This window comes from Streptomyces boncukensis (genome assembly GCF_011045075.1).
Lineage (GTDB): Bacteria > Actinomycetota > Actinomycetes > Streptomycetales > Streptomycetaceae > Streptomyces > Streptomyces boncukensis.
Window position 1 is genome coordinate 1 of record NZ_JAAKZZ010000210.1, and the last position, 12,029, is coordinate 12,029.

Annotated in this window: 9 protein-coding genes, 1 tRNA gene and 1 pseudogene; 4 read left to right on the plus strand and 7 right to left on the minus strand. The window is 72.8% G+C overall.

The window, feature by feature from the left end:
* Positions 1-243: 243 nt before the first annotated feature.
* The gene (gene ppc / locus G5C65_RS19950) at positions 244-2,931 is read left to right on the plus strand and encodes a phosphoenolpyruvate carboxylase (RefSeq protein WP_165300253.1); all 2,688 of its coding nucleotides are present in this window, start codon (positions 244-246) and stop codon (positions 2,929-2,931) included.
* 125 nt (positions 2,932-3,056) lie between these two features.
* On the opposite strand, the gene pth is transcribed toward ppc, so the two are convergent.
* The 5 genes from pth to G5C65_RS19975 all read right to left on the minus strand — a co-directional run bounded on the left by pth (position 3,057) and on the right by G5C65_RS19975 (position 7,394).
* Entirely contained in the window at positions 3,057-3,650 is a 594-nt protein-coding gene (gene pth / locus G5C65_RS19955) for an aminoacyl-tRNA hydrolase (protein ID WP_165300245.1), read from the minus strand.
* 78 nt (positions 3,651-3,728) lie between these two features.
* Entirely contained in the window at positions 3,729-4,322 is a 594-nt protein-coding gene (locus tag G5C65_RS19960) for a 50S ribosomal protein L25/general stress protein Ctc (RefSeq protein ID WP_165300246.1), read from the minus strand.
* Between the two features lie 237 nt (positions 4,323-4,559).
* Positions 4,560-5,537 (minus strand): ribose-phosphate diphosphokinase, encoded by a 978-nt coding sequence (locus G5C65_RS19965; protein ID WP_165300247.1) that lies wholly within the window; start codon positions 5,535-5,537, stop codon positions 4,560-4,562.
* Between the two features lie 188 nt (positions 5,538-5,725).
* On the minus strand, positions 5,726-7,249 hold the full coding sequence (glmU, locus tag G5C65_RS19970) for a bifunctional UDP-N-acetylglucosamine diphosphorylase/glucosamine-1-phosphate N-acetyltransferase GlmU (protein WP_165300248.1): 1,524 nt from the start codon (positions 7,247-7,249) through the stop codon (positions 5,726-5,728).
* Positions 7,250-7,323: 74 nt separating this feature from the next.
* Positions 7,324-7,394 (minus strand) — tRNA-Gln (locus G5C65_RS19975).
* 245 nt (positions 7,395-7,639) lie between these two features.
* Between G5C65_RS19975 and G5C65_RS19980 the strand changes: the two genes are divergently transcribed.
* On the plus strand, positions 7,640-9,052 hold the full coding sequence (locus G5C65_RS19980; protein ID WP_165300249.1) for a sensor histidine kinase: 1,413 nt from the start codon (positions 7,640-7,642) through the stop codon (positions 9,050-9,052).
* Positions 9,053-9,186: 134 nt separating this feature from the next.
* Here G5C65_RS19980 and G5C65_RS19985 read toward each other — a convergent pair whose 3' ends face one another.
* Both G5C65_RS19985 and G5C65_RS19990 read right to left on the minus strand, forming a co-directional pair.
* A complete protein-coding gene (locus G5C65_RS19985) occupies positions 9,187-9,684 on the minus strand; it encodes an SUKH-3 domain-containing protein (RefSeq protein ID WP_165300250.1) in 498 nt (165 codons plus the stop codon).
* Complete coding sequence (locus G5C65_RS19990) at positions 9,681-10,274, minus strand: YwqJ-related putative deaminase (RefSeq protein ID WP_165300251.1); 594 nt, start codon at positions 10,272-10,274, stop codon at positions 9,681-9,683. The genes G5C65_RS19985 and G5C65_RS19990 overlap by 4 nt, the downstream gene beginning before the upstream one ends.
* Positions 10,275-10,632: 358 nt before the next feature.
* Between G5C65_RS19990 and G5C65_RS19995 the strand changes: the two genes are divergently transcribed.
* Positions 10,633-11,616, plus strand: a complete 984-nt coding sequence (locus G5C65_RS19995; protein ID WP_165300252.1) for an SMI1/KNR4 family protein — start codon at positions 10,633-10,635, stop codon at positions 11,614-11,616.
* Between the two features lie 7 nt (positions 11,617-11,623).
* Positions 11,624-12,029 (plus strand): annotated as a pseudogene (locus G5C65_RS20000) (SUKH-4 family immunity protein); the annotation flags it as partial.

Sequence of the window (12,029 nt, forward strand, 5' to 3'; positions counted from 1 at the left end):
GCCCCCGCCCGCTCCTCGGACGCGCTGCCACTGCGCGCCCGTCGCGACCTATCCTGGGGTCCGTCGGACAGCGCGGTCCGCCACCCGCCAGAAGCGAAGCTGCAAGGAGCCGCACCCGTGAGCAGTGCCGACAGCCCCACGCGCCAGACCGTCACCGACGCCACCGACGCCACCGGAGCGCCTGCCGCCTCTGTCTCCTCCTCTGTCTCCGCCGCCGACGAGACCTCGGCCGGCACCACGGCGCTGCGCGCCGACATCCGCCGGCTCGGGGACCTGCTCGGCGAGACGCTCGTACGCCAGGAGGGCGCCGAGCTCCTCGACCTCGTGGAGCGCGTCCGCGCGCTGACCCGCACCGACGGCGAGGCCGCAGCGGCGCTGCTCGGCAAGACCGACCTGGCCACCGCCGGCAAGCTGGTGCGCGCCTTCTCCACCTACTTCCACCTGGCCAACGTCACCGAGCAGGTGCACCGCGGCCGGGAGCTGCGCGCCAAGCGCGCAGCCGAGGGCGGCAACCTCGCCCGGACGGCCGACATGCTCAAGGACGCCGACCCCGCACACCTGCGCGACACCGCCCGCAACCTCTCCGTGCGGCCCGTCTTCACCGCGCACCCCACCGAGGCGGCCCGCCGCTCCGTGCTCACCAAGCTGCGCCGGATCGCCGAGCTGCTGGAGGAGACCGACCCCAGCGAGCGCCGCCGCACCGACCTGCGGCTCGCCGAGAACGTCGACCTGATCTGGCAGACCGACGAGCTGCGGGTGGTCCGCCCGGAGCCCGCCGACGAGGCCCGCAACGCCATCTACTACCTCGACGAGCTGCACCAGGGCGCCGTCGGGGACGTGCTCGAAGACCTCGCGGCCGAGCTCGAACGGGCCGGGGCCCCGCTCCCCGCGGGCACCCGCCCGGTCACCTTCGGCACCTGGATCGGCGGCGACCGCGACGGCAACCCCAACGTCACCCCCGGCGTCACCTGGGAGGTGCTGCTCCTCCAGCACGAGCACGGCATCACCGACGCCCTCGCACACGTGGACGAGCTGCGTGGCGCCCTCTCCAACTCCATCCGCAACTGCGGCGCCACCCAGCAGCTCCTCGACTCACTCGAACGAGACCTCGCCCGCCTCCCCGAGATCAGCCCCCGCTACAAGCGGCTGAACAAGGAGGAGCCGTACCGCCTCAAGGCCACCTGCGTACGGCAGAAGCTGCTCAACACCCGCACCCGCCTCGCCGAGGGCCTGCCGCACGCGGAGGGCTGGGACTACCTCGGCACCGGCGAGCTGCTGAGCGACCTCACCCTCATCCAGGACTCGCTGCGCGAGCACCGCGGCGGGCTCGTCGCCGACGGCCGGCTGGAGCGGGTGCTGCGCACCATGGCCGCGTTCGGCCTGCAGCTGGCCACCATGGACGTACGCGAGCACGCCGACGCCCACCACCACGCCCTCGGGCAGCTCTTCGACCGGCTGGGCGAGGAGTCCTGGCGGTACGCCGATATGCCGCGCGACTACCGCCAGCGGCTGCTGGCCAAGGAGCTGCGCTCCCGCCGCCCGCTCGCCCCGGCCCCGGCCCCGCTGGACGCCGCGGGCGCCAAGACCCTCGGCGTCTTCGAGACCGTCCGCAAGGCCCTGGAGGCGTTCGGCCCCGAGGTCGTCGAGTCGTACATCATCTCCATGTGCCAGGGCGCCGACGACGTCTTCGCCGCCGCCGTCCTCGCCCGCGAGGCCGGGCTGATCGACCTGCACGGCGGCTGGGCGCGGATCGGCATCGTGCCGCTGCTGGAGACCACCGACGAGCTGAAGATCGCCGACGAGCTGCTGGACTCCATGCTCTCCGACCCCTCCTACCGCCGCCTGGTCTCGCTGCGCGGCGACCTCCAGGAGGTCATGCTCGGATACTCGGACTCGTCCAAGTTCGGCGGCATCACCACCAGCCAGTGGGAGATCCACCGCGCCCAGCGCCGGCTGCGCGACGTCGCCCACCGGCACGGCGTGCGGCTGCGGCTCTTCCACGGCCGCGGCGGCACCGTCGGCCGCGGCGGCGGCCCCACCCACGACGCGATCCTCGCCCAGCCCTGGGGCACCCTGGAGGGCGAGATCAAGGTGACCGAGCAGGGCGAGGTCATCTCCGACAAGTACCTGGTCCCCTCGCTCGCCCGGGAGAACCTGGAGCTGACGGTCGCCGCCACCCTCCAGGCGTCCGCGCTGCACACCGCGCCCCGCCAGTCCGACGAGGCGCTGGCCCGCTGGGACGCGGCGATGGACACCGTCTCGGACGCCGCCCACCTGGCGTACCGGCGGCTGGTGGAGGACCCGGACCTGCCCGCGTACTTCTTCGCCTCCACCCCCGTCGACCAGCTCGCCGAGCTGCACCTCGGCTCCCGCCCCTCGCGCCGCCCCGACACCGGCGCCGGGCTCGACGGGCTGCGCGCCATCCCCTGGGTGTTCGGCTGGACCCAGTCCCGGCAGATCGTCCCCGGCTGGTTCGGCGTCGGCACGGGGCTGAAGGCGGCGCGGGAGGCCGGGCTCGACAGCGTCCTGGAAGAGGCCCAGGAGCACTGGCACTTCTTCCAGAACTTCCTCGCCAACGTCGAGATGACGCTCGCCAAGACGGATCTGCGCATCGCCCGGCACTACGTCGAGACCCTGGTGCCGGAGGAGCTGCAGCACGTCTTCGAGACCATCAAGGCCGAACACGAGCTGACGGTGCGCGAGGTGCTGCGCATCACGGGAGAGAGCGAGCTCCTGGAGGCCAACCCGGTGTTGAAGCAGACGCTCCGCATCCGCGACGCGTATCTGGACCCGATCTCCTATCTCCAGGTCACGCTGCTGCACCGGCAGCGGCAGGCCGCGGAGCGGGGCGAGGAGCCGGACGAGACGCTGGGCCGGGCGCTGCTGCTCACCGTCAACGGGGTGGCGGCGGGGCTCCGCAACACGGGCTGAGCGTCGGCTGGTCGCGCAGTTCCCCGCGCCCCGCCGGGGCGCGGGGAACTGCGCGACCAGCCAGGCAAGCGCCCGCAGTCTGCGACGAGCAGCAAGGGGCAGCCCCTCCCCAGCAGCTCCCCTATTCAGCAGTTGTACGCGGACTGCGCTCGCTCCAGGCCCTCCGTGATCAGGGCCTCCACCGCGTCGGCCGCGCGGTCCACGAAGTAGTCCAGCTCTTTCCGCTCGGCGGCGGAGAAGTCCTTCAGGACGTAGTCCGCCACCGGCATCCGGCCCGGCGGGCGGCCCACCCCGAACCGCACCCGGTGGTAGTCGCGGCCCAGCGCCTTCGTGATCGACTTCAGGCCGTTGTGCCCGTTGTCGCCGCCGCCGAGCTTCAGCCGCAGCGTGCCGTAGTCGATGTCCAGCTCGTCGTGGACGGCGAGCAGCCGCTCCGGCGGCAGCCCGTAGAAGTCCAGCAGCGCCTTCACCGGGCCGCCGGACAGGTTCATATACGACATCGGCTTCGCCAGGACCACCCGGTGGGAGGAGACCCCCGGCGTGCCGGTGCGGCCCTCCAGGACCTGGGCCCGGCCCGCCTTGTGGGACTTGAACCGCCCGCCCATCCGGGACGCGAGGAGGTCGGCCACCATGAACCCGACGTTGTGCCGGTTCGCGGCGTAGCCGGGGCCGGGGTTGCCGAGTCCGGCGACGAGCCAGGGCGTGTTCTCAGCCGGCATGCGTGTGCTCCCGTTGCCGTGACGTGGCGCGCCGGGCGGGCCGGGAGCGGTCTCCCGGCCCGCCCGGCGCCCGGACCCTTATTCGGCAGCGCCCTCGCCCTCGGCGCCCTCGCCCTCGGCGGAGGGCTCCTCGGCCTGCGCCGCGAGGACCTGGATCACCACGTCGTCGCCGTCGATGGCCAGCGTGGTGCCCTTCGGCAGGGGGATGTCCTTGGCGAGCACCGAGTCGCCCGCGACGAGACCCTCGACGGAGAGGGTGACCGTCTCGGGGATGTGCGTGGCCTCGGCCTCGACCGGCAGCGCGTTGTAGACGTGCTCCAGCAGGTGCTGGCCGGCGCCCAGGTCGCCCTCGGTGTGGATCGGGATCTCGACGTTGACCTTCTCGCCGCGCTTGACGGTCAGCAGGTCGACGTGGACGAGGAAGCCGCGGATCGCCTCGCGCTGCACGGCCTTGGGGATGACCAGTTCCTTCTTGCCCTCGATGTCCAGGTGGATCAGGACGTTCGAGTTCTTGAGGGCCATCATCATGTCGTAGCTGGGCAGCTCGACGTGGACCGGGTCGGCGCCGTGGCCGTAGATCACCGCGGGGATCTTCTCCTCGCGGCGCAGCCGGCGGGACGCGCCCTTGCCGAACTCGGTGCGGACCTTCGCGGAGAGATTGACGTCAGCCATGCTGCGCTCCTCGTAGTCAGGTGGTCAGTCAGTCTTCAGATGCACGGATGGAGCACCTGTGCCACTCGGTCCCGACGGACCTGTCCGCGATGAGGCCGCGGGGAGGAATCCGCGGAGGCTACTACGAGGAGCGCGCGTCGATTACGGAGATCCCTGAACGACAGGGGCCTCCCTCGCCGAGCGACTCCGTGAGTCTACGCGGCGGGGGAGGCCCCTCAGAAATCGATCAAGAACCGATCAGGCTTGCTCCTCGAAGAGGCTGGTCACCGAGCCGTCCTCGAACACCTCGCGGACGGCGCGGGCGATCGTCGGCGCCATCGACAGCACCGTGATCTTGTCCAGCTCGATCTCGTGCGGGGTGGGCAGCGTGTTGGTGAAGATGAACTCGCTGACCTTGGAGTTCTTCAGGCGGTCGGCGGCCGGCCCGGAGAGCACGCCGTGGGTGGCGGCGACCACCACGTCCTCGGCGCCGTTGGCGAACAGCGCGTCGGCGGCGGCGCAGATGGTGCCGCCGGTGTCGATCATGTCGTCGACGAGCACGCAGACCCGGCCCTCGACGTCACCGACGACCTCGTGCACCGTGACCCGGTTGGCGACGTCCGGGTCGCGGCGCTTGTGCACGATGGCGAGCGGGGCGCCCAGCCGGTCCGCCCAGCGGTCCGCGACCCGCACCCGGCCCGCGTCCGGCGAGACGACGGTGAGCTTGTTCCGGTCGACCTTGGTGCCCACGTAGTCGGCCAGCACCGGGAGGGCGAACAGGTGGTCGACCGGGCCGTCGAAGAAGCCCTGGATCTGGTCGGTGTGCAGGTCGACGGTGAGGATGCGGTCGGCCCCCGCCGTCTGGAACAGGTCGGCCATCAGCCGTGCGGAGATCGGCTCCCGGCCGCGGTGCTTCTTGTCCTGGCGCGCGTAGCCGTAGAAGGGGACGATGACGGTGACGCTGCGCGCGGACGCCCGCTTCAACGCGTCGATCATGATGAGCTGCTCCATGACCCACTTGTTGATGGGGGCGGTGTGGCTCTGCATCAAGAAGCAGTCGGCGCCGCGCGCGGACTCCTGGAAGCGGACGTAGATCTCGCCGTTCGCGAAGTCGAAAGCCTTGGTCGGGACCACGCCGATGCCGAGCTGCTGGGCGACCTCCTCCGCGAGCTCGGGGTGTGCGCGGCCGGAGAAGAGCATGAGTTTCTTCTCGCCGGTCGTCTTGATCCCGGTCACTGCAGTGTCTCCTTGGTTCGCTGACCGCCGCACAGCGGCTCGCGGCGGCTCGTGTCACCGCCGCCCCGCGCCCGGCGCTGCAAGGGGGTGGGGAGTCGGAAGGGGATGAGGTGAACGTCGGGTTTCGGCCGTATGGCCAATCCGGTCACCCCAACCGTACGCCCCGGTTCCGCCGGCCGGGTAGCCGGTCAGGCGCCGCCCTCCGGCGCCGCCCCTCCGGCCCCGGGCGCCTCCCCGGCCGCCTCGGCGGCCTGCGCCGCGGCGCTGCCGGGCCGCTTCCTGGCCACCCAGCCTGCGATGTTGCGCTGCTGGCCGCGCGCGACGGCGAGCGAGCCGGCCGGCACATCCTTGGTGATCACGGACCCGGCGGCGGTGTAGGCGCCGTCCCCGACGGTGACAGGAGCCACAAACATGTTGTCGGCTCCGGTGCGGCAGTGCGAGCCGACGGTGGTGCGGTGCTTGTTCATCCCGTCGTAGTTGACGAAGACGCTGGCGGCGCCGATGTTCGTGTGCTCGCCGATCTCCGCGTCGCCGACGTAGGACAGGTGCGGCACCTTGGTGCCCTCGCCCAGCTCCGCGTTCTTCATCTCCACGAAGCTGCCCGCCTTCACCTTCGCGCCCAGCCGGGTGCCGGGCCGCAGATAGGTGTACGGGCCGACGCCCGCGCCCGCGCCGATCTCGGCGCCCTGCGCGACCGTGTGCACGACCGTGGCGCCCTCGCCCACCCGGGTGTCGGTCAGCCGCGCGCCGGGGCCGACCTCGCTGTGCGCGGCCAGATGGGTGGCGCCCAGCAGCTGGCTGTCCGGGTGCACCACGGCGTCCGGCTCGTAGGTCACGGCCACATCCAGCCAGGTCGACGCCGGGTCGACCACGGTGACCCCGGCGAGCATGGCGTCGTGCAGCAGCCGCTCGTTCAGCATCCGGCGGGCCTCGGCGAGCTGCACCCGGTTGTTGATGCCCGCGATCTCCCGGTGGTCGGCCGCGACGGCGGCGCCCACCCGGTGCCCGGCCTCGCGCAGGATGCCGAGCACGTCGGTCAGATACTCCTCGCCCTGGCTGTTGTCCGTGCGGACCTTGCCGAGCGCCTCGATCAGCAGCCGCGCGTCGAACGCGAACACCCCGGAGTTGATCTCCCGGATCGCGCGCTGCGCCTCCGTCGCGTCCTTGTGCTCGACGATGGCGGTCACCGCGCGGTCGGACGGGTCGCGCACGATACGGCCGTACCCGGTGGCGTCCGGGACCTCGGCGGTCAGCACGGTGACGGCGTTGCCCTCGGCGCTGTGCGCGTCGGCCAGCATCTGCAGGGTGCCGCCCGCGAGCAGCGGGGTGTCGCCGCAGGTGACCAGGACGGTGCCGTCGAGCACGGCGCCGCCGGCCGTCAGCTCGTCGAGGGCGATCCGGACGGCGTGCCCGGTCCCGTTCTGCTCGTGCTGCACGGCGGTACGCGCGGGGGCGCCGCCGGCCCGGCCGCCGGCTGTGTTCTCGGCTGTGCCCTCGGCCGTGTTCTCGGCCAGGTGTGCGGTCACCCGCTCGCGGCCGTGGCCGACGACCACGACCAGATGCTCCGGGTCGAGCACGCGGGCCGCGTGCACGACATGGCCGATCAGCGATCGGCCGCAGATCTCGTGCAGAACCTTGGGCGTCGCGGACTTCATGCGGGTGCCCTCACCCGCTGCGAGAACGACGACGGCTGCCGGGCGATTGGCGCTCACGGGTGTGCCCTTCGGCTTCGGGGGAGGGGAACACTCCGCAGGATACCGGGGGGTTTGCGCCCGCCTGGGCTGTGCTCCCGGGGGAGGATTCGAACCCCCATCAACAGAACCAAAATCTGTGGACTTGCCCTTAGTCGACCCGGGATCACCCTTGTGTCCGATTTGCCGTTTCGGCTGATCGGGCACCCCATACTATGCCGCACGCTGTGCGCCCGATGCGACGGTGTCGGGGAGCGCGGACTGCGGCCCCTGGAAAGTAGGGTTTTCAACAATGTAATTGTCGTTCATATATCCCTCCGCAAAACCGCGACGTCCCTGGCAGCAGGGCGGAATTCGATATTCCGGGGCTCGATCGGAAAACCGCTGGCGCGCGGTCGTACTCTGGGCCGTATGACCGAGTCGGGGGACAGCCGTGCCGGGACCGGGCCGTGGTGGTGGTCACGGCCCAGAAGCGCGGCGCTGGACATCGCACTCGCCGCGGTGTCCGCCACCGAGTGCTCCGTCCAGGGGCTCGATTTCGGGCGCCAGGCGGGGATACCGGCACCTTTCATGGTGGTGCTCGGCGTGCTCGTGGGGTCCACGCTCGTGGCGCGGCGGCGCTGGCCGATCGCCGTCGTCCTGGTGTCCGTCGCCGTGTCGCCCGCCGAGATGGGGGTCACACTCGGCATCGTCGGCCTCTACACCCTCGCGGCCACCGAGGTGCCGCGCCGGATCACCGCGCTGCTCGCCGCGATGTCGGCCATGGGCACCATGGTGATCACCACCATCCAGCTGGAACAGGACATCGGCCGGAACCCGGACTTCAACCCGTCCTCGTGGTTCGTGCCGCTGGTCGCGGTGCTCATGGCGATAGGCGTCACGGCACCGCCCGTGCTGCTGGGCCTCTACATAGGCGCCCGCCGGCGGCTGGTGGAGTCCCTGCGGGAGCGCGCCGACGGGCTGGAGCGCGAGCTCTCGCTGCTGGCCGACCGGGCGGAGGAGCGCGCCGAGTGGGCGCGCAACGAGGAGCGCACGCGGATCGCGCGCGAGATGCACGACGTGGTCGCGCACCGGGTGAGCCTGATGGTGGTGCACGCGGCGGCCCTGCAGGCCGTCGCGCTCAAGGACCCGGAGAAGGCCGCGCGGAACGCGGCGCTCGTCGGCGACATGGGGCGGCAGGCGCTCAACGAGCTGCGCACCATGCTCGGCGTGCTGCGCTCCGGCGAGAGCGGCGGCACGGAGAAGGACCGCACGGGCGGGGAGGAGCAGGCCGTCCGGCAGGAGTCGGACGAGGTGCCCGCGCGGCTCGCGGAGTTCGCCGCGGCCGCCGCCGGAGCGGTCTCCCAGGCCGCGGCCGGGGCCCAGGGGGACGGGAGCGCGCCCGAGCCGGCGCCGTCCGCGCTCCCGGACGGCGCCGCGCCCTCGCTCGCCGAGCTGGAAGAGCTGGTCGGGGAGTCGCGCGCGGCGGGCATGGCGGTGGATCTGAACGTGCACGGCGAGCCCGTGGGCGCCTGCCCGCCGCCCGTGGAGCAGACGGCCTACCGCGTGGTGCAGGAGGCGCTGACCAACGTGCACAAGCACGCCGCTGGCGCCCGCACCCGGGTGCGCGTCGCGCACCGCGAGGCCGAGGTGGCGCTGCAGGTGGAGAACGAGCCCGCGCCGGTGGACGGCGCGGCGGACGCCAAGCTGCCGAGCGGCGGCAACGGCCTGGTCGGCATGCGGGAGCGGGTGACCGCGCTCGGCGGCGGCTTCGTCTCCGGCCCGACGGAGGCCGGGGGCTTCCGGGTGTCGGCGGTCATCCCGTACGCGGCGGCGCGTCCTTAACGGCCCGGCGGATCCCGCGGTCGCGCCGGGAGGGGCTGCCCCTCGCCGGGCCCCTCGCCGTGCGTCGCGGTGTGCGGCTGCGGTGTGCGGGTGCGGTGTGCGGGTGCGATGCGGGGCACGCGGGGTCCGCCGCGTCAGCCCGATCCCGCCATCTCGCGCGGAGCGCTCAGCCGGGTCGGGGATATGCCCATCAGCAGCGCGGTCAGGGCCGTGTCGAAGTCGGGGCCCAGATACCAGTCGCCCGCGGGGTCGAGGCAGTAGACCCGGCCCTCCTCGTCGACGACCAGCAGGGACTCCCCGTCGCCCTCGGTGCCCAGCGGGCAGACCCGGCTCTCCAGCGCGCGCCCGAAGGCGGCGAGCGTACGGGCCGCGTGCACACCGCGCAGCGGGTCGACGATCACAGGCGACGGGGCGATGTGCCGGCCGGGCCCGCTGGGCAGGATGCGCAGCCCGCCGAACTCGGCCCACACCTCCACGGCGGCCGGGAAGACCGGATGCCGGTGACCGCTCGGGGAGGCGTGGCCACGCAGCGTGTCGGCCCACTGCTCGGCCTGCCGGATGTCCCAGCGGCCCGGCTGCCATCCGGCGGTGCGCAGCGGGTCGTCGACGGCGACGGGGAAGCGGGTGGTCACTTGGCGGACTCCTGGCTGGCCGGGTCGACGGCGCGGACGCCGAAGTGGGCGAGCAGCTCGGCGCACGAGCGGCAGGGCGGGGCGTAGCTGTCGTGCAGCGGGTCGCCGTCCTCGCGGATGCGGCGGGTGGTCAGCTTGGCGTGCTTCAGAGCGCGCTTGGCCTCGCTGAGCGTGAGCGGCTTGGGCGGCTTGCCGCCGCCCTTGGCTGCGGCCTTGGCCGGCTTCCGCGCTGTGCGCCTGCCGCCCCGGGCGCCGCGGGCCGCCTCGGTGGCGGTCAGATAGCGCGACAGCAGTACGGCCTCCGGGCAGCGGCCGGTCTGCCGCACCCGGCGGTCGGTGGTGAGGGTGGCCAGGAAGTCCTGCACCAGCGGATGGAGCTGCGGGTCCCGGTCGCCCCTGCTGCCGGTGCAGGTGAGGGTCTGGCCCCGGATGGAGAGGGCCGCGGCGACGGCCGGGAGGATGCTGTCACGACGCTGGCGGAGCACGGGCGCGGCACCGGCGGCCGTGTCGTCCGCGGCGGTCCAGCTGAGGCGCGGGTCGTGCTGCGCGTGGGCGCCGTGCGGCGCATGAGCCTGCTGTGCGGTGTGCATGATGGAGCTTCCTCCCCGTGCGTCCCCCTCTGTGCCGGGGATCAGCGCCAAGTATGCAGTGTGGTCTATGAGTCGATCACGTGGCCGGTCGTGTCATGGCCCTGTGACGGTTTCCGGGACGATATGCGACGGTAGCGGTGAGGAACACCGTGAATTTTGCCGGGATGGCGGCCGTTCAACCAGAGCGCGGCACTTCGGGTGCAATGCGTGGCTGCGTACGGGGGCGCAGGGGGCGGACGGCCAGCGGCCAAAGGGTGACCCTGCGAGGGGTTTGCGCTGTTCAGCGGGGGCAGTGACCGGCTCTCCGCGGAGCGCATAGGCTGTTGCGTACCAGCCAGATGCCAGCAGGGGGCTACCCATGACGACAGGTCGGCTCGGGCAGCAGCACGCCGCGCCACCGAACCGGGGATACGCAGGGCAGGTCGTGAACTTCCCGGATCCGGTCCGGGCCGCCCGCCACCCCCGGGGGGTGGGCGTCGACCAGCACGGCTACCCGGACTTCTCGCCCTACGCCCGCGCCGCGGCCGAGATCGCCGAGCCCCCCGAGGGCTTCGGCGGCGACGAGCTGCGGCTGACGGACTTCGTCTCGGCGAACGCCGCGCTCCACGCGTCCGGCCACGAACTGTGGGCGGGGCTGCCCCCCGTGGCCACACCGCACGGCTGGACCTGGCACCACGTGGCGCACAGCCGCCGTATGCAGCTGGTCCCGGTCGAGGTGAAGGCCCTGCTGCGGCACCACGGCGGCCTGGCGACCGCCGCCGTCGACCACGCGAAGACGGGCACCCGCCCGCTCCAGGAGACCCGCCCCGCGCACTTCCAGGTGCCGCAGGGCCCCGAGCCCGCCGTGGGCGAGCAGCAGCTCCTCGACGTCGAGGAGCGCCTCGGCTACCGCCTCCCGGGCGCGTACCGCTCGTTCCTCAAGGCGGCCGGGGGCTGCGCGCCGCGCGGCGTGGCGCTGGACGCGGAGCTGGGGCTCCTGGTCGACCAGCCGTTCTTCACGGTCCGGGACCAGGTGGCCGTCAACGACCTCGGCTACATCAACAAGTGCCTGCGCGATCACCTCACCAAGGAATACCTGGGCGTCGGCTTCGTGCAGGGCGGACTGATCGCGGTCAAGGTGCGCGGCGACGCGGTCGGCTCGGTGTGGTTCTGCGCGTACGACGACGCGCGCGATGCGGACGGGATGCCGGTGCAGGAGCGGGCGGCCCGGCTGCTGCGCCCCTGCGGCACGGACTTCGACGACTTCCTGCTGCGGCTCGCGGGCAGCCCGCCGGAGCTGGAGACGGTGGCGAACCTGATGGTGGACGGCGGCTTCGCGCGCGCCGTCCCGGTGGAGAGGTGAGAGCGCGATGGTGACCTTCGCGCAGGCCCAGGAGCGCGCCGAGCGCTGGGTCAACGGCGATGTGCCCGCGCACCAGCACCGCGAGGTGCGGGTGCGGGAGTTCGGCCTGGGCTTCGTGGCCTGGGCCGAGGACCGCGAGGGCGTACCCGTCGCGGACGGCGGCAACCCCCGGCTGGTGATCGCCCGCGACAGCGGTGAGACGACCCTGTGGCCCGCCCTGCCGGTGGGCGAGGTGATCCGCCGGTACGAGGAGGAGTACGGCACCGCCTCCGCAGCGCCGGCGGACGCGGCCCCGCAGCCCCAGCGGCTCGATCTGGAGGCGACCTCCTTCCTGCTGTCGCCGCCGGAGTGGCTGCAGGAGGCCGCCGACCAGATGGGCATCCCGGACCGCCGCCAGGACCAGCCCCCCGCCC